Source organism: Streptococcus sinensis (assembly GCF_000767835.1).
Classification (GTDB): Bacteria; Bacillota; Bacilli; order Lactobacillales; family Streptococcaceae; genus Streptococcus; species Streptococcus sinensis.
The window spans coordinates 57,780-75,197 of the sequence record NZ_JPEN01000012.1; the positions used below are offsets into that span (position 1 = coordinate 57,780).

Sequence of the window (17,418 nt, forward strand, 5' to 3'; positions counted from 1 at the left end):
TCATTTGATTAGCTTTTTTCAAACATTTTGCTACATTTTAGCCATTTTTCTGATGATATCCTCATATTAAGCGCACATTATTTTTTTGTAAAAAAATATATATTCTTAAAAATAATATAATAGCTATAATATGCAAAGAAAACGCTTAAAAAAAGATAAATATGAAAATGTTTTATAAAAAACACAAAGGATTTGGCATTTACAATGTAAGATTTTTGATGTAAGCCTTTTCAAACAGTGGTAGAATAAGAGACATAAAAGGGATTGGGAAACCAAACCTCAATGAAGAAGGAGGACAGTTGATGTCTACACATCCAATTAATGTTTTCTCAGAAATTGGGAAACTGAAAAAAGTTATGTTGCACCGTCCAGGCAAAGAGTTGGAAAACTTGCTGCCGGACTATCTAGAACGTCTTCTTTTTGATGATATTCCTTTCTTGGAAGATGCTCAAAAAGAACACGACGCTTTTGCTCAAGCACTTCGTGATGAAGGAGTGGAAGTTCTTTATCTTGAAAAGTTGGCTGCTGAGTCACTGACGTCTCCAGAAATTCGTGATCAGTTCATCGAAGAATATCTGGAAGAAGCAAATATCCGTGGTCGCGAAACTAAGAAGGCTATCCGTGAATTACTTCATGGCATCAAGGATAACCAAGAATTGGTTGAAAAAACAATGGCTGGGGTTCAAAAAGTTGAATTGCCAGAAATTCCTGAAGAAGCTAAAGGTCTGACTGACTTGGTGGAATCAGATTATCCATTTGCGATTGATCCAATGCCAAACTTATACTTCACACGGGATCCGTTTGCTACAATTGGTAATGCTGTATCGCTTAACCACATGTTTGCAGATACTCGTAATCGTGAAACTCTTTACGGTAAATACATCTTCAAGTACCATCCAGAATACGGTGGTAAGGTTGAGTTGGTTTACAACCGTGAAGAAGATACTCGTATCGAAGGTGGAGATGAGTTAGTTCTTTCTAAAGATGTATTGGCAGTTGGTATTTCTCAACGTACAGACGCAGCATCTATCGAAAAACTTTTGGTGAACATCTTCAAGAAGAATGTTGGCTTCAAGAAAGTATTGGCATTTGAATTTGCTAACAACCGTAAATTCATGCACTTGGATACTGTCTTCACTATGGTAGACTATGACAAGTTCACGATTCACCCAGAAATCGAAGGCGACCTTCGCGTTTACTCAGTTACTTATGAAAACGAAAAACTGAAGATCGTTGAAGAAAAAGGTGACTTGGCTGAACTTCTTGCTCAAAACCTTGGCGTAGAAAAAGTTCATTTGATTCGTTGCGGTGGCGGTAATATCGTAGCAGCTGCGCGTGAACAATGGAATGACGGATCTAACACCTTGACTATCGCTCCTGGTGTGGTAGTGGTTTATGACCGCAATACCGTGACCAACAAGATTTTGGAAGAATACGGGCTTCGCTTGATTAAGATTCGCGGAAGTGAATTGGTTCGGGGCCGTGGTGGACCTCGTTGTATGTCTATGCCATTTGAACGTGAAGAGGTTTAATCCGTGCTCGGCATTCGTCAATAGAAAATCTAATAATTAGAAAGAGGAAATAATAGAATGACAAATTCAGTATTCCAAGGACGCAGCTTCTTGGCAGAAAAAGACTTTACTCGTGCAGAGTTAGAATACCTGATTGGTCTTTCAGCTCACTTGAAAGATTTGAAAAAACGCAACATTGAGCACCGTTACCTTGCTGGTAAAAATATTGCTCTCTTGTTTGAAAAAACTTCTACTCGTACTCGTGCAGCCTTTACGACAGCAGCTATCGACCTTGGCGCGCATCCAGAATACCTTGGAGCAAACGATATTCAGTTAGGTAAAAAAGAATCTACTGAAGATACTGCTAAAGTATTAGGACGTATGTTTGACGGGATTGAATTCCGCGGCTTCAGCCAACGCATGGTAGAAGAATTGGCAGAATTCTCAGGTGTTCCAGTATGGAATGGTTTGACTGACGAATGGCACCCAACTCAAATGTTGGCGGACTACTTGACTGTTCAAGAAAACTTTGGCCGCTTGGAAGGCTTGACATTGGTTTACTGTGGTGATGGACGTAACAACGTTGCTAACAGCTTGCTCGTAACAGGTGCTATCCTTGGTGTTAATGTTCACATCTTCTCACCACAAGAACTCTTCCCAGAAAAAGAAATCGTTGAGTTGGCAGAAGGATTTGCTAAAGAAAGTGGCGCACATATCCTCATCACTGAAGATGCAGACGAAGCTGTTAAAGGTGCAGATGTTCTTTACACAGACGTTTGGGTATCTATGGGTGAAGAAGACAAGTTTGCAGAACGCGTTGCACTTTTGAAACCTTACCAAGTTAACATGGAATTGGTGAAAAAAGCTGAAAATGAAGACTTAATCTTCTTGCACTGCTTGCCAGCATTCCACGATACAAATACTGTTTACGGTAAAGATGTTGCTGAAAAATTCGGCGTAGAAGAAATGGAAGTAACAGACGAAGTCTTCCGCAGCAAATATGCTCGTCATTTCGACCAAGCAGAAAACCGTATGCACACTATCAAAGCGGTTATGGCTGCAACTCTTGGAAACCTCTACATTCCAAAAGTATAATCTTACATAAGAAACCGTCTACCAACAGCTATGAGGGCTGCGACTAATAGCTTTAGTCCGGCCCTCTTTTATATGATAAGGAATGCTTATTTCCTTATCGAAAATTTGAAAATCTACTAAAATAAATTGGAAGCGCATTCTTTTGAGCGCAATAAAGGAGAATTAAATGGCAAATCGTAAAATCGTTGTAGCCTTGGGAGGAAATGCCATCCTTTCATCTGATCCATCAGCAAAGGCTCAACAAGAAGCTTTGGTTGAAACAGCCAAGCATCTTGTAAAACTAATCAAAAATGGGGATGATTTGATCATCACTCACGGGAATGGACCGCAAGTAGGAAACTTGCTGCTGCAACACTTGGCGGCGGACTCTGAAAAGAATCCTGCCTTCCCACTCGACTCTCTTGTGGCTATGACAGAAGGCAGCATTGGCTTTTGGCTGCAAAATGCTTTGCAAAATGCTCTCTTGGATGAAGGAATCGAAAAGAATGTCGCTTCTGTTGTGACGCAAGTAGTGGTGGATAAGAACGATCCAGCCTTTGTCAACCTCAGCAAGCCAATCGGTCCTTTCTACTCAGAAGAAGAAGCAAAAGCGGAAGCTGAAAAGAGCGGAGCGACTTTCAAAGAGGATGCTGGCCGCGGTTGGCGCAAAGTTGTTGCTTCACCAAAACCTGTTGACATCAAAGAAATTGAAACTATCCGTACTCTCTTGAACGCTGGTCAAGTTGTGGTAGCAGCTGGAGGCGGCGGTATTCCAGTTATTAAAGAAGATAATGGTCATCTGGCTGGTGTTGAAGCTGTTATTGATAAGGATTTCGCTTCTCAGCGCTTGGCTGAATTGGTCGAAGCAGACCTCTTCATCGTCTTGACTGGTGTGGATTATGTCTTTGTCAATTACAATAAACCAAATCAAGAAAAATTGGAACATGTAACAGTTGCTCAACTGGAAGAGTATATCAAGCAAGAACAATTTGCACCAGGCAGCATGCTTCCAAAAGTAGAAGCAGCGATTGCCTTTGTCAATGACCGTCCAGAAGGAAAAGCAGTTATTACTTCCCTTGAAAACCTTGGAGCTTTGATTGAATCTGAAAGCGGAACAATTATTGAAAAAGGTTAGTCATAATTAATTTATACATACGTTAGAAAATCATTTATATTTATTTTCTGTTTTATTTTAATAAAGTTTTCAGGGAAAGCATATTTGGCGGTTCCATTGTCTTCCTTTTATTCAAATTTAAGAAAGCTTTTCCTGAAAATATTTAATAGCTTTTCACAAAAATACTAGCTTTTTAAATGTTAATATGGTAAAATAAATTTAAATAGAAAGCGTTTTCTTGAATGAAAATTCAAGAAAGTAGTCAGTTTTTTACACTTTGTTATAATATTAGGAGGAAAAAACAATGAGTGAAAAAACAAAAAAAGGTTTTAAGATGCCTTCATCTTATACCGTCTTGTTGATAATCATTGCTATTATGGCAGTGATGACATGGATTATCCCTGCGGGTGCTTTTGTAGATGGTGTTTACAAAGCTCAGCCTCAAAATCCACAAGGGATTTGGGATGTCCTAATGGCACCGATTCGGGCTATGCTAGGTACTCATCCAGAGGAAGGCTCGCTGATTAAAGAAACCAGCGCAGCGATTGATGTAGCCTTCTTCATCCTCATGGTTGGTGGTTTCCTTGGCGTTGTTAATGAAACGGGTGCTCTTGACGTAGGGATTGCCTCTATCGTGAAGAAGTACAAGGGCCGCGAAAAAATGTTGATTTTGGTTCTCATGCCTTTGTTTGCCCTAGGTGGTACAACTTATGGTATGGGTGAAGAAACCATGGCCTTCTATCCGCTTTTGGTTCCAGTTATGATGGCTGTTGGTTTTGATAGTCTGACTGGTGTAGCGATTATCTTGCTCGGTTCCCAAATTGGATGTTTGGCTTCTACTTTGAACCCATTTGCAACAGGTATTGCTTCAGCAACTGCTGGAGTTGGTACGGGAGATGGTATCGCTCTTCGCTTGATCTTCTGGGTTGTCTTGACTGCTCTGAGCACTTGGTTTGTTTATCGCTATGCGGACAAGATTCAAAAAGATCCGACTAAGTCGCTGGTTTACAGCACTCGTGAAGAAGATTTGAAACACTTTAATGTAGAAGATTCTTCATCAGTAGCATCAACACTTAGCAGCAAACAAAAATCAGTTCTCTTCTTATTTGTTTTAACATTTGTTCTAATGGTATTGAGTTTCATTCCATGGACAGATCTTGGTATTACTGTTTTCGATAACTTCAACACTTGGTTGACTGGTCTTCCAGTTCTTGGCCAAATCGTTGGTTCATCTACAGCTGCTTTGGGTACTTGGTACTTCCCAGAAGGAGCAATGCTCTTTGCTTTTATGGGTATCCTTATTGGTATTGTTTATGGTCTTAAAGAAGACAAAATTATTTCTGCCTTCATGAATGGTGCTGCTGACTTGCTCAGTGTTGCCTTGATCGTAGCGATTGCCCGCGGTATCCAAGTTATCATGAACGATGGTATGATTACTGACACTATCCTCAACTGGGGTAAAGAAGGTCTGAGCGGTCTATCTTCACAAGTCTTTATCGTTTTGACTTATATCTTCTATCTGCCTATGTCATTCTTGATCCCATCCTCATCTGGTCTTGCCAGCGCAACTATGGGTATCATGGCTCCGCTCGGAGAATTTGTAAATGTACGTCCTAGCTTGATTATCACTGCTTACCAATCTGCTTCAGGTGTCTTGAACTTGATTGCACCAACATCTGGTATTGTGATGGGAGCTCTTGCACTTGGACGTATCAACATTGGTACTTGGTGGAAATTCATGGGCAAACTCGTTGTCGCTATCATTGTAGTGACCATCGCCCTTCTTCTCCTTGGAACTTTCCTTCCATTCCTATAAAATAGTGAGTGAGGTGATTCCATGAAAATAGATATAACAAATCAAGTTAAAGATGAATTTCTTACATCAATAAAAACCTTGATTTCCTATCCTTCAGTACTCAATGAAGGAGAAAATGGAACACCTTTTGGACAAGCTATCCAAGATGTCCTAGAAAAAACTTTAGAGATTTGTCGAAGCTTAGGTTTCACTACCTATCTTGACCCTAAAGGCTATTACGGATATGCAGAAATCGGTCAGGGAGCAGAGCTCCTGGCCGTTCTCTGTCATTTGGATGTTGTTCCATCAGGTGATGAGGCAGATTGGCAGACACCGCCATTTGAGGCAACTATCAAAGACGGCTGGATCTTCGGACGTGGTGTCCAAGATGATAAGGGACCATCAATGGCTGCTCTTTATGCAGTCAAGGCTCTGCTAGATAGCGGAGTTGAATTTAAAAAGCGGGTTCGTTTTATCTTTGGTACAGATGAGGAGACACTTTGGCGCTGTATGGGTCGGTACAATGAGTTAGAGGAGCAAGCTGCCATGGGTTTTGCACCGGATTCTTCTTTCCCTTTGACCTATGCTGAAAAAGGCCTCTTGCAAGTCAAGCTGCATGGTCCTGGCTCAGATAAGCTAGACCTAGAAGCAGGAGCAGCCTTTAATGTTGTGCCTGGTAAGGCTAGCTACCAAGGAGAGCTTTTGGAACAGGTCGTGGCAGGTTTGCAAGTAGCTTCTTTTGACTATGAGCAAACAGATCATCAAGTCACTGTCCTTGGCCTGCCTAAGCATGCCAAGGATGCAGCTGAAGGCATCAATGCTATTGTTCGGCTGGCGACAGTTTTGCAGCCCTTACAAGCTCATCCTGCCCTGACATTTATTGCAGAAGCGGTGGGAGAAGATGCAACTGGCAGCTGTTTATTTGGTGACGTTTCGGATGAACCGTCTGGCAGACTCTCCTTTAATATTGCAGGTCTGACTCTGAACTCAGAAAAGTCTGAAATCCGTATCGATATTCGGATTCCTGTTTTAGCGGATAAAGATCAGTTAGTGGCAAAACTAGCTAAGATTGCTGGGCGCTACCAGCTTGACTATGAAGAATTTGACTATTTGGCTCCGCTTTACGTACCTAAAGACAGCGAACTGGTCAGTACCTTGATGGCCATCTATCAAGAAAAGACTGGCGATACCAGTCCAGCTATGTCCTCTGGTGGGGCTACCTTTGCTCGGACCATGCCAAACTGTGTGGCCTTCGGCGCTCTATTCCCAGGGGCTGAGCAGACGGAGCATCAAGCCAATGAACGAGCTTCTTTGGATGATCTCTATCGTGCAATGGATATCTATGCTGAGACTATTTACCGCTTAGCCGGAGAGTAAAATTGCTGGGATATATTCGTTGTTGCTATTTTTTCTAAGGTGAAGCTATTGAAGTTTTTAAAATAATCCTTAAAAGATATTGATAGAAACAAAAGGAGTCTGGGACAAAAGTCCGACCTCAAATATAAAAAGCGAACAAAACTAGTTTTCTGGTAATCAGAATTCTGCTTTGTTCGCTTTTCGCATTTAATTATATATTTGAAGGGCTTAATAATTAAGATTTTTAAAAATTGAAATCTTTTTGTCCCAGACTCTTTTTTGTTGCACTATGTTTTACAATATATCATTTACTAAAGAAAAATGGGGGCGCAAATTCTTTGAGTTTATCAAAGCATTCGATAGCGGATTGGTTATCTTCACAGATAATCAAGCAGACATCGTCTCCACAGACTGTAGCAACAATCTGGGGTAACTCCAGAGCATCTAAAATGGCACCAAAAGATTGGGCTAGTCCAGGCAAGGTTTTCATGACGACTTGATGCTGAACGGGGCGCAACATAACTAGGGCATCTTCCATATAGAAGCGCAGCCTTTTCTCCCAACGAGAAGGGGCGATGCTGTTAATGACATAGTAGGATTTGTCGTTTTCGGTCACCTTGACTAGATTTAGAGTTTTCATGTCACGAGAAAGGGTAGACTGGGTGACAAACACTCCATTTGCTTCTAGTAGTTCTTGGAGTTCCTGCTGGGTATGGACTCTTTTTTCCATGATGAGGGAGCGGATGAGACGATGCCTGCTTTCGATTTTATTCATAGATTCACCTGTATTTATTTGATAAACATAGCGTCGCCAAAGCTGAAGAAGCGGTAGTACTCAGCGATAGCATGCTCATAGGCTTGCAGTGTCAGTTGGCGTCCAGCAAAAGCCGATACCAGCATGACGAGAGTTGATTTTGGCAAGTGAAAGTTAGTCGAAAAAGCATCGACAATCTTCCACTGATAGCCTGGTTTGATAAAGATATTGGTCCAGCCGGAGTCAGCTTGGATTTGGCCATCGAATTTACTGCCAATTGTTTCTAAAGTGCGGATAGAAGTGGTACCTACGGCAACGACACGGTGGCCGCTTGCCTTGACTTGACGCAGAGTCTCGGCTGCTTCTTCAGATAGGGTATAAAATTCGGAATGCATTTCATGCTCGTCCAAGTTATCAACTGATACGGGACGAAAGGTTCCAAGTCCGACATGCAGGGTCAGGTAGACGAGTTTAATGCCTTTTGCACCAATTTTATCCAGCAATTCCTCTGTGAAATGGAGGCCAGCGGTTGGAGCGGCAGCGGAGCCGTTTTCTTTGGCATAGACTGTCTGGTAGCGTTCACGGTCCTCTAGCTTCTCATGGATATAAGGCGGCAGGGGCATCTCGCCCAAACTTTCCAGAACTTCTAGAAAAATGCCCTGATAATCAAAGCGAACAATCCGTCCACCGTGCTCCAGCTCTTCTGTAACGGTGGCAGTCAAACGGCCATCACCGAAAGAAACATGCGCTCCGACTCTTAGACGCTTGGCAGGCTTGGCTAGGACTTCCCAGAAGTCTCCTTGGGTATTTTTAAGGAGCAGGAGCTCTACATGACCGCCGGTTTCAGGCTTGGTTCCATAAAGGCGAGCTGGTAGGACACGGGTGTTATTCATAACCAAGGCATCGCCTGGCTCAAGTTGGTCAATAATGTTGTCAAAATGTTGGTCACTAAACTGGCCAGTTTTCCGATCTACGATGAGCAAGCGAGAGGAGTCTCGCTTCTCCAAAGGGGTTTGAGCAATTAATTCTTCCGGCAAGTGAAAATCAAAATCAGCAGTATTCATTCTATCTCCTTAAGCAGTTATCATCATCCAAATGTAGTAAGCGGCTAGTAAAAAGGGAATACTAATTAAGAAACTTCCCAAGCATAAAAACCCTATCTGCCAGCTTCGATGTTTTTTTAAGAAAAGACCGATGATAAAAAGTGTAATTCCTAGCAAAAATATAATAATCATTGGTAACAGCATTCTTTTATTATACCACGATTTGTTAATAAATCCTTCAAGGAAAATTTGAAAAATTAAGCAGATTATACTTGACAAAAATTGGTCTATACCATATAATAAAGGAAAGAAATCAAAATAATAAAGGAAAGAAATCAAATAAAATAAACAGGAGAGATAGGATGAAAGTTATTCGTGTTGAAAATCAAGTGGAAGGTGCAAAAGTAGCTTTGGAACTCTTGAAAGAAAAGTTAGCTCAGGGAGCTAAAACTCTGGGATTGGCAACAGGAAGCAGTCCAATCGAGTTTTACAAGCAAATCATTGCCAGCGACTTGGACTTTTCAGAGCTGACCAGTGTAAACTTGGATGAGTACGTGGGACTTTCAGAAGATAATCCTCAGTCTTACCGTTACTTTATGAACGAGCAGCTATTTCATAAAAAGCCTTTCAAAGAAAGCTTTCTGCCGAATGGTGTGGCAGAAGATGCGGAAGCAGAAGTAGAGCGCTACAACCAAGTCTTGGCTGATCATCCGATAGATTTGCAGATTTTGGGAATTGGAATCAACGGTCATATTGGATTTAATGAGCCTGGAACTAGTTTCGACAGCACCGTCCATATCGTTGATTTGGAGCAATCAACCATCGAGGCTAATGCCCGCTTCTTTGATAAGATTGAGGACGTACCGACCCAAGCTTTCTCAATGGGAATTCGTAATATCTTAGATGCTAAATCCATTATCCTCTTTGCCTATGGTGCTTCTAAGGCTCAAGCAATTGCGGGAACGGTACAAGGTGAGGTGACAGAATCTTTGCCAGCTAGTGCCCTTCAACGACATGAAGATGTGGTCATTATTGCAGATAAAGAAGCTCTGAGTTTGTTAGATGCCTGATTTTCTATTTCCTATCTAATTTTTAGATAGGATTTTTTATATTTATCAAAAACCTTGTAGAAAATATGTTATACTAATAAGGAATGATTTTTTTGGAGGATAAATGTGAAGAAGAAGTTTTTTGTACTTGGATTGATTTTATCAGCTGTTTTGTCGCCACTTGCTGCTAGTGCAGATGAATTAGTGGACAGAGCGCAGAAAATGTATCCAAATGATCACGTACAAGCGATTAATCGCCCCAAATCGTCTTTGATGATTGATGGTAATACAGGAGATGTGCTGTGGCAGGACAATATTGATGAGGTCCGTGACCCAGCCAGCATGAGTAAAGTCATGACTTTGTACTTGGTTTTTGAGGCGATAAAAGAAGGAAAACTCAGTTTGGACACGGTAATCAAGGCAACACCGCAAGACCAAGCTATCGCTGGTATTTATGAAATTTCCAATAATAAAATTGTTGCAGGTGTGGACTACACTGTTTCGGAGCTGATTACCATGACGGTTGTGCCATCATCTAATGCAACGACTGTCATGTTGGCGAATTATTTATCAAATAACGATCCAGATGCTTTTTTGGACAAAATGAATGCCAAGGCTCAGGAATTGGGCATGACCAACACCAAATGGTTCAATGCCAGCGGAGCAGCAGCGATTTCTTTCAAGGGCTACTATACTCCTCAGAATTATGACAATTATGCTAGCAATCAGACGACTGCGCGTGATTTGGGGATTCTGGTTTACAATTTTGTAAAAAATTATCCTGATATTTTAAACTATACTAATCAGGCTAAAGTGACGGTAAAAGCTGGCACGCCATATGAAGAAACGTTCGATACCTATAATTACTCTTTGCCGGGTGCTCGCTACGCTTTGGAGGGAGTAGATGGCTTAAAGACAGGATCAAGTCCGAATGGTGCCTTCAATTATATTGCGACGGTCAAACGTGGAGACCAGCGGGTGATTGGTGTCATTATGGGGGTTGGCGACTGGTCTGACCAAGACGGCGAATATTACCGTCATCCATTTGGCAATGCCTTAATCGAAAAAGCCTACGCTGACTATGAATACAAGAAGGTATTTTCTAAAGGAGAGCAGGAAATTGATGGGGAGACATACAATCTACCAGAAGATTTTTATGTGACGGTCAAAAAAGGCACTGAACCAAAAGTAAAAGTTGAAAATGGTGTCTTAAAAGCTGAAAATGACTTGACAACGCTCTCTACGCTAATCTCAGATGGTATGAAAGTGGAGCGAGTAGAACGATCTATCGCACAATCTGTGAAAGAAGTGGCTACAGGGAAAAATACCAAAAAAGCATGGTATAATCTTCTGATTAATAATCGCTTGCTTATCCTGTTGCCTGTCGGGATACTCGTCCTTATCTTGTTTGCCGAAAACTCTAAACGCAAAAAAAGAAGAGCGCAGGCTAAAACTAGACGAGATAGATACAGATAAATAATTTTCATCTATAAAGAAATCAAATAAAACTCAGTTGAAATAAATTGGTAGACTCCCTTTATAGTGGATAGTAAAAAACTAAAAATTTACTAGAAACTAAATGGAGAGTATATCAAATCACTGAGTTTTCTTTATATATTTTAGGAGTCTCCCTTGACCACTTTAAAAAAATTTCAGAATAGCTATTTTGTCTATTTTTTGATGTACAATTTTTATTTTCTTTCATTTTCGTTGTTTTCGACCTTGATATCAGTTTATATGCTGGATAAGGGGTACACGGCGGGTCAAGTATCCATTGTCGTATCAGCTTCCTTCTTTTCGTCCATGCTGGCTCAGCCAATCATGGGAATGTTGAATGATACACTCGGAATCAAGAGAGTTTCGCTTGTCAGCTTTGGGTTGATTATTTTAGGAGCCATCTTTTTCATGCAGGCTGATAATCTCTGGCTTTTGACCATCTGGTACAGTTTTGTCTTGATGCTCATTAACGGAGTCAGCACAGTGATGGATGTATTGGCGACCCAGAGCCCTTATAAATACGGGAAAATTCGAATTTGGGGGACAATCGGTTATGCCTTTGGTTCTCAGCTGGCAGGTTTGATTTATAAAAATATTTCTCCCCAGGCCATTTATTTGGTTTTTATTGGAACTATGCTGCTGAGTATTATAGGGGTTCTTGGTATGAATCCTAAGCGGGATAGGTTGACTAAAAAAACTGAAAAAAGAAACCATTCGTTCTTTTCAGCCATTCTTAAAAACAGAACTTATCTTTTTTATCTCATTCTTGTCGCCCTTTACTCAGGTGTGGGCAATACAGGTCACACTTATATTCCGTCCATGCTAGAAGCCAGTGGTTTGAGTGTTGACTGGGCAACGACGGTCGTAGCTGTCTCTGTACTATGCGAGGCGCCCTTAATCTTTTATTCCTACCTTTTCATGGATAAAATCTCTGTCAAAAAGTTGCTCTATATTTGCTTGGGCATGATGCTCCTTCAGTATGCGGTTTATGCTCTGAATTTTGGCTTAGGTTCGAAAATAGCAGTTACACTGCTTTCTAAACATGCTTCTGGTATGGTACTGACCATGCTTAGTCTGCGCATTGTAGCAAATTTGGTGGATGAAAAATATTTGGTGACAGCCTTTGCGCTGCTCCAGACAGGGAGAAATTTAGGGACGATTCTTATCCAGAATATGTCAGGCTCCATCTTGGATCACTTTGGCTATGACAGGATGAATCTTATGTTGACAGCCATTATCGGCCTTGTGCTCTTGCTTGCCCTCTTCTTGAAAGTTCCTGAAAAAAAGAATCAGAATTTATTTGGATAAGGAAAAACGAGTCTGGAAATTTTTCAGCTCGTTTTTGTTTTGGGAAATCAGCAAGAAAGGAGAAAGTGATTTCTTTGCCCCATTTCACAAGCTCTCACTTTGGCTTTTTAATTACGAATAAAGATATAAAAGACATTGTTTTGAAAGGGAAAATGCTCATGTTGCTTGCGAAAAATGAAGAGGGGATTTTGCTGAATGCGATGGAAAATCAGCCGTCCCTAGGCGATCAACTTTTTTGTCCGGCTTGTTCGGGGGAGGTCCGTTTTAAAAATGGAAGGGTCATGCGGCCACATTTTGCGCATATTTCTCTTGAAAATTGTTCGTCTTATGCGGAAAATGAAAGTGCGGAGCATTTGAACTTGAAAGCTGGACTTTATAGCTGGGGGAAGCAAAGCCAAGAGGTGCAGGTGGAGGCCTTTTTGCCTGAGATAAGGCAGATTGCTGACCTTTTGATAGACGACCGCATAGCGCTGGAAATCCAATGTAGTCCTCTCAGTCAGGAACGACTAGAAGAAAGGACGCTGTCCTATCGCCAGCATGACTATCCAGTCCTCTGGCTTTTGGGCAAGAAATTATGGCTAAGACAGTCGCTGACGAAACTGCAAAAGGACTTTCTTTATTTTAGTCAACATATGGGCTTTCATCTTTGGGAATTGGATGAGAAAAAGCAGGAGCTTCGGCTTAAGTATCTCATTCACGAAGACTTGCATGGGCGAGCTCAGTACAAGGTCAAATCCTTTCCCTTTGGTCAAGACTGCCTTTTATCTGTCCTCCGAAGACCCTTTCAGAAGCAGGGGCTAGAGAGCTATCTGGCTAAGCAAGATCCGGAGATTTGTCGCTATGTTCGTCAGCAACTTTATTACCAGCAGCCTCGATGGATGAAGCTCCAAGCCCAGCTTTATCAAAAAGGAGACAATCTTCTGACCAAGTCAGCCGAGGATTTTTATCCGCAGGTTCGGCCTGTTCAAGCCAGCTCCTTTTGCCAAATAACAAGAGATTTGACACCCTATTACCAGCACTTTAATCGCTATTATCAGGCTGAAAACAATAAGCAGCTTCAAATTATCTATCCACCGGTATTTTATGCGAGGAGGAGAGCAGATTCTTAAATGTTATTCCACTTCCTATTGATTAAGAAGAGAGTTTTTACCTATACTTTGAATTTAAGAATATTTGAAAATCCTGTATAATAAAGTAATAAGTTAGATATTCCAAAATTCTAATTTTGACTAGTCCAACCAACTTTACCAAAGATGAGAAATGAAAGGAGCTGTCATGAAGAAATTTTTTGTAATATTTCTGAGTATCATTACGCTCAGTTCGGCTATGCTTTTAGGAGGATGTAGTATGTTAAACAGTCGTTCAGAAAAACAAGAAATGCTTCAGATTGCGGAGAGTAAAAAGATGAAGAAGGCGATTGAGAAAGAGTTGAGAGAATTGGATCCTAAAGCTCTGACAGCAGAGGGGAAGATTAAAACGTATAAAATTGAAAAGAATAAATTAGATTTCAATCCGATGGGAGGATTAGACATCTATTTAATAATTAATGATGATAAGAAGTTTGAATTAGACATGACTTTTCAAGAAAATTCAACCACTGGCGAATACGAGACGGGTGGTTATGGCATGTCTCCGGAATTTAACGAGCTAATTAGAGGAGAAAAGTAATATGCCTGATTATAAAAACCCTATTGATGGTAGCGAATATAGAGATAAACAACATGTTGAGACTGCTTTATATGAGTATAGGAGTATGTATGTTGGTAAACAATATGATGTAAAAGGGGGGGGATTATTTAGGCACCGTCTCTCAAATTTACGACAATGTAAATAGCAATGAAGAACAATTTTTATCTTTTCAAACCTCCAATAATGATTGCGCTTCCATATCCTTTAGAAAAATAGCATAACAATAAATTAAAACATTAATCAAAATCCAGTTTCCCATTTTCGTTAAGGTATCAGCTTTAGCAAATATGAGAAATGAAAGGAGCCACTATGAAGAAAATTTTCGTAATATTTCTGAGTATTATTACGCTCAGTTCAGCTATGTTTTTAGGAGGGTGCAGTATGCTAAATAGTCGGTCAGAAAAACAAGAAATGATTCAGATTGCGGAGAGTAAAAAGATGAAGAAGGCGATTGAGAAAGAGTTGAGAGCACTGAATCCTAAAGCTCTGACACCGGAAGGGAAGATTAAAACGTATAAAATTGAAAAGAATAAACTAGATTTCAATCCGATGGGAGGATTAGACATCTATTTAATAATTAATGATGATAAGAACTTAGAATTAGACATGACTTTTCAAGAAAATTCAACTACTGGCGAATACGAGACGGGTGGCTATGGTATGTCTCCGGAATTTAACGAGCTAATTAGAGGAGAAAAGTAATATGCCTGATTATAAAAATCCTATTGATGGTAGAGAATATACAGATAAGCAACATGTTGAGACTGCTTTATATGAGTATAGGAGTATGTATGTTGGTAAACAATATGATGTAAAAGGGGGAGATTATTTAGGAACAGTCTCTCAAATTTACGACAATGTACATGGCAATGAAGAGCAGGTTTATGTACTGACAAATAATGGTAAAGGAACTAAGCAATCTCCAGTCCCCTACTCGGCTTCGGATACTGAGCGTGCTCAGGTGCAGGATGTGACGGTCATGATGCAGGGATCGCAGACCAAGACGCACACTCCTAAGCTACTCCATGACACTGTTACGGATTGGCTGCCTACAGACTTTGTGACAGCGGCCCACCGCCTGGGTCCTGTCGGTGCAGTGGAACATGCTACCCCTTTTGTTTATCGCCATTCCCAAAATATCATCACTCAGAAAAGCCGAGAAGTGCTGGATAAAGCAGATCGAGATGCTAGCAATAATATAGGAGATGCGGTCGGATTCTTTAATAAAGATGTTGGTCAGGCTGTGACGAGGGGGCTTAATTCTTTAAATAAAAATCCCTTCAATGAGCTAAGGAAGGATGTTCTGTCAAATAGTGCAGGTATATTTGGAGGAGCCGTAGTGACAGGTGTTACCTCTACACCGATTATGCTAGCTGCTGGCGGTCTTAAACTGACTCAAAAGTTTCCGCCCGCTCAGTTTGAGGATGCTGCTAAGCACCTCAAGGAAACCATTCGCAAATATCCCAATGCTAAGATTGACCTTTACGGACATTCTTTGGGATCGATGGATATCCAGTATGCTCTTGCCAGTCTGACCGAGGAGGAGATGCGCCATATTGGTACGGTTCACATCTATAACGGCCCTAATATCTATCCTCTCCTGACCAAGGAACAGAAGGTACGACTGGATAGCGCTAAGTACAAGATCTTCAATCATATCGATCATAAAGACATTGTCAGCCTAGGCTACAGCTTATCTGGTAGTGAAAATGCAGCTGGTATCGTCCGTCATATTAAAACTACCGGAAAAAGCATTGATGACCAGCATATGATGAAGGGGTATATCTATGACAAAAATAAAAACTTTGTGCTCATGGATGGGACAGGAAAAATCACCATCAAAGATACTATTAAAGCAAATATGATTCCCTATCAGAACATGAAAAAGTACTTATCGAAGGGAGGATTTAGCGGTAACGAAAAAATTTATCTGGACAGTGTCCAAGCGCAAGCAATTGCACAAAATCTAGTAAATGTGGCTAAGTTAGGATATGAAACTTTACAGCAAGCTAGAGATCAAGTTGTTGGAGAAGCCGAAATTCTAGCAGAGGAGTTGCACAAAGTTCCGTGGGGCTTTAGTCTTAGTCCGGATGAGGTGGTTGCAGCTTATCAAGCTGGAGGGGCAGATTATCAATCGCTGGTTCTATCTTTGCAAGAGCACTTTGACAGCCGTTTATCCAAGGTTCAGGCGCTTCAAACGACCTTTACAGCTCTAACAGAGCAGCTTAATGCTGGTATTCAGCAACTATTGGATAAGGATCAGGTATTAGCGGGAGATTTTGAGCAATGGAACCAAGTCAAGCAATGAGACAGGATATCACCCAAAAAGAAAAAGAGATGGAAGACCTCTGCTCGGAGCTTCAGCGGGAACGCTTGAAGATTGAGAAGGAGCGAGACGTCATCATGTCTAAGAAAAGAGCTTTTTCCGATATGCTTCAAGAAGAGTATGAAATGGTAACAGCCATTTTACGGAAACAGGAGTGGGATACTAGTGTTGAATGGCAAGCTCTAAATCAGTATATAGAATCCTATGATATAATAGCTTACGAAGCCAGTAATGACCAGTTGAAAAAATTAGATTTGAAAGATGAGGAATTGGTAGAAAACTTCTTAAGACAGAGGCGCCGCTTAGAGTGGGATATTGAGGAGAACTATCGCCGTCTTCGTGAATCTAAATGAATAACAACAGATGCTTTAGTGAATAAAAATAACAGGCATAGGATCGAATAGAGTTAGAGTAAAGGAAAAGTTTATGTTTATAACAGAATCAGGCTCAGAACCAGTAAGAGCTTATTTTTCATCATCCAAAACGATTGATTTAGTAGAAATCAAGAAAACAGTAGAAAAGCAAATTATAACAAATGTCCTAGCTCCGCTCTTACTAGCTCAAAGAAACAGGCTGCAGAGCACGTATGATAATCTTTTTACCGATGTTGCAAAGACTGTTCAGGAGAGTGTGAAAGTAGCTGCGGATCAGTTAGATGACTCAATGAAAGGCCAATTTTCTAAAAAAGTTGTGACCGTCATAAAAGAAAACAGTGAGAAATATAAAGAAATTTAACAATTGAGCTCTTTTGGATTCGAGTCCTGATTGGTCAGGAATTGGGTACAGAGAGCTCTTTTAAATGAAGTTTATCTATTTGTCTACCCTGCTATTTTGATGCTTTGTACGTTTGTCAATGATGTGAGACCAAACGAAAGTTATCTAAAAACTTGATATGGTATTCT

The 17,418-nt window shown here is 40.7% G+C and carries 17 protein-coding genes; 15 read left to right on the plus strand and 2 right to left on the minus strand.

From position 1 onward, the window contains the following. Positions 1–302 precede the first annotated feature (302 nt). From arcA to SSIN_RS00490, 5 genes are all read left to right on the plus strand, one after another. A complete protein-coding gene (gene arcA, locus SSIN_RS00470) occupies positions 303–1,532 on the plus strand; it encodes an arginine deiminase (RefSeq protein WP_037614482.1) in 1,230 nt (409 codons plus the stop codon). Between the two features lie 57 nt (positions 1,533–1,589). Beyond that, positions 1,590–2,606, plus strand: a complete 1,017-nt coding sequence (gene argF, locus SSIN_RS00475; protein WP_037614483.1) for an ornithine carbamoyltransferase — start codon at positions 1,590–1,592, stop codon at positions 2,604–2,606. A 166-nt stretch (positions 2,607–2,772) separates the two neighbouring features. Beyond that, positions 2,773–3,720, plus strand: a complete 948-nt coding sequence (arcC, locus tag SSIN_RS00480; RefSeq protein ID WP_037614484.1) for a carbamate kinase — start codon at positions 2,773–2,775, stop codon at positions 3,718–3,720. Positions 3,721–4,003: 283 nt separating this feature from the next. Further along, complete coding sequence (locus SSIN_RS00485) at positions 4,004–5,515, plus strand: YfcC family protein (RefSeq protein WP_037614485.1); 1,512 nt, start codon at positions 4,004–4,006, stop codon at positions 5,513–5,515. A 21-nt stretch (positions 5,516–5,536) separates the two neighbouring features. Next, positions 5,537–6,871, plus strand: coding sequence for a dipeptidase (locus SSIN_RS00490; protein ID WP_037614487.1), 1,335 nt, complete (start codon positions 5,537–5,539; stop codon positions 6,869–6,871). Positions 6,872–7,154: 283 nt separating this feature from the next. Here the strand turns inward: SSIN_RS00490 and SSIN_RS00495 are convergent, their stop codons facing one another. Together SSIN_RS00495 and queA are read right to left on the minus strand one after the other, a co-directional pair. After that, positions 7,155–7,625 (minus strand): arginine repressor, encoded by a 471-nt coding sequence (locus tag SSIN_RS00495; protein WP_037614488.1) that lies wholly within the window; start codon positions 7,623–7,625, stop codon positions 7,155–7,157. Positions 7,626–7,639: 14 nt separating this feature from the next. After that, positions 7,640–8,668 (minus strand): tRNA preQ1(34) S-adenosylmethionine ribosyltransferase-isomerase QueA, encoded by a 1,029-nt coding sequence (queA, locus tag SSIN_RS00500; RefSeq protein WP_037614489.1) that lies wholly within the window; start codon positions 8,666–8,668, stop codon positions 7,640–7,642. Positions 8,669–9,009: 341 nt separating this feature from the next. Between queA and SSIN_RS00505 the strand changes: the two genes are divergently transcribed. The 10 genes from SSIN_RS00505 (at position 9,010) to SSIN_RS00545 (ending at position 17,251) form a co-directional block, all read left to right on the plus strand. Beyond that, entirely contained in the window at positions 9,010–9,717 is a 708-nt protein-coding gene (locus tag SSIN_RS00505; protein WP_037614490.1) for a glucosamine-6-phosphate deaminase, read from the plus strand. A 105-nt stretch (positions 9,718–9,822) separates the two neighbouring features. Beyond that, positions 9,823–11,172 (plus strand): D-alanyl-D-alanine carboxypeptidase, encoded by a 1,350-nt coding sequence (locus SSIN_RS00510; protein WP_037614491.1) that lies wholly within the window; start codon positions 9,823–9,825, stop codon positions 11,170–11,172. A 204-nt stretch (positions 11,173–11,376) separates the two neighbouring features. Beyond that, complete coding sequence (locus tag SSIN_RS00515; protein WP_052076736.1) at positions 11,377–12,501, plus strand: MFS transporter; 1,125 nt, start codon at positions 11,377–11,379, stop codon at positions 12,499–12,501. A 158-nt stretch (positions 12,502–12,659) separates the two neighbouring features. Continuing rightward, entirely contained in the window at positions 12,660–13,610 is a 951-nt protein-coding gene (locus SSIN_RS00520) for a competence protein CoiA (RefSeq protein WP_037614503.1), read from the plus strand. Between the two features lie 166 nt (positions 13,611–13,776). Next, positions 13,777–14,169 (plus strand): DUF1310 family protein, encoded by a 393-nt coding sequence (locus tag SSIN_RS00525; RefSeq protein ID WP_037614493.1) that lies wholly within the window; start codon positions 13,777–13,779, stop codon positions 14,167–14,169. 1 nt (position 14,170) lies between these two features. Further along, the gene (locus SSIN_RS10430) at positions 14,171–14,335 is read left to right on the plus strand and encodes a hypothetical protein (RefSeq protein WP_244880061.1); all 165 of its coding nucleotides are present in this window, start codon (positions 14,171–14,173) and stop codon (positions 14,333–14,335) included. 164 nt (positions 14,336–14,499) lie between these two features. After that, a complete protein-coding gene (locus SSIN_RS00530; protein WP_037614495.1) occupies positions 14,500–14,892 on the plus strand; it encodes a DUF1310 family protein in 393 nt (130 codons plus the stop codon). 1 nt (position 14,893) lies between these two features. Beyond that, a complete protein-coding gene (locus tag SSIN_RS00535) occupies positions 14,894–16,498 on the plus strand; it encodes an Mbeg1-like protein (protein ID WP_037614497.1) in 1,605 nt (534 codons plus the stop codon). Then, positions 16,477–16,869 (plus strand): hypothetical protein, encoded by a 393-nt coding sequence (locus SSIN_RS00540; RefSeq protein ID WP_244880062.1) that lies wholly within the window; start codon positions 16,477–16,479, stop codon positions 16,867–16,869. The genes SSIN_RS00535 and SSIN_RS00540 overlap by 22 nt, the downstream gene beginning before the upstream one ends. A 73-nt stretch (positions 16,870–16,942) precedes the next feature. After that, the gene (locus tag SSIN_RS00545; RefSeq protein ID WP_037614498.1) at positions 16,943–17,251 is read left to right on the plus strand and encodes a hypothetical protein; all 309 of its coding nucleotides are present in this window, start codon (positions 16,943–16,945) and stop codon (positions 17,249–17,251) included. Positions 17,252–17,418: the final 167 nt, after the last annotated feature.

Coding starts and splice junctions, on each gene's coding strand:
- arcA (WP_037614482.1), top strand. CDS start 303: ATGTCTACACATCCAATTAATGTTTTCTCAGAAATTGGGAAACTGAAA.
- argF (WP_037614483.1), top strand. CDS start 1,590: ATGACAAATTCAGTATTCCAAGGACGCAGCTTCTTGGCAGAAAAAGAC.
- arcC (WP_037614484.1), top strand. CDS start 2,773: ATGGCAAATCGTAAAATCGTTGTAGCCTTGGGAGGAAATGCCATCCTT.
- SSIN_RS00485 (WP_037614485.1), top strand. CDS start 4,004: ATGAGTGAAAAAACAAAAAAAGGTTTTAAGATGCCTTCATCTTATACC.
- SSIN_RS00490 (WP_037614487.1), top strand. CDS start 5,537: ATGAAAATAGATATAACAAATCAAGTTAAAGATGAATTTCTTACATCA.
- SSIN_RS00495 (WP_037614488.1), bottom strand. CDS start 7,625: ATGAATAAAATCGAAAGCAGGCATCGTCTCATCCGCTCCCTCATCATG.
- queA (WP_037614489.1), bottom strand. CDS start 8,668: ATGAATACTGCTGATTTTGATTTTCACTTGCCGGAAGAATTAATTGCT.
- SSIN_RS00505 (WP_037614490.1), top strand. CDS start 9,010: ATGAAAGTTATTCGTGTTGAAAATCAAGTGGAAGGTGCAAAAGTAGCT.
- SSIN_RS00515 (WP_052076736.1), top strand. CDS start 11,377: ATGTACAATTTTTATTTTCTTTCATTTTCGTTGTTTTCGACCTTGATA.
- SSIN_RS00520 (WP_037614503.1), top strand. CDS start 12,660: ATGTTGCTTGCGAAAAATGAAGAGGGGATTTTGCTGAATGCGATGGAA.
- SSIN_RS00525 (WP_037614493.1), top strand. CDS start 13,777: ATGAAGAAATTTTTTGTAATATTTCTGAGTATCATTACGCTCAGTTCG.
- SSIN_RS10430 (WP_244880061.1), top strand. CDS start 14,171: ATGCCTGATTATAAAAACCCTATTGATGGTAGCGAATATAGAGATAAA.
- SSIN_RS00530 (WP_037614495.1), top strand. CDS start 14,500: ATGAAGAAAATTTTCGTAATATTTCTGAGTATTATTACGCTCAGTTCA.
- SSIN_RS00535 (WP_037614497.1), top strand. CDS start 14,894: ATGCCTGATTATAAAAATCCTATTGATGGTAGAGAATATACAGATAAG.
- SSIN_RS00540 (WP_244880062.1), top strand. CDS start 16,477: ATGGAACCAAGTCAAGCAATGAGACAGGATATCACCCAAAAAGAAAAA.
- SSIN_RS00545 (WP_037614498.1), top strand. CDS start 16,943: ATGTTTATAACAGAATCAGGCTCAGAACCAGTAAGAGCTTATTTTTCA.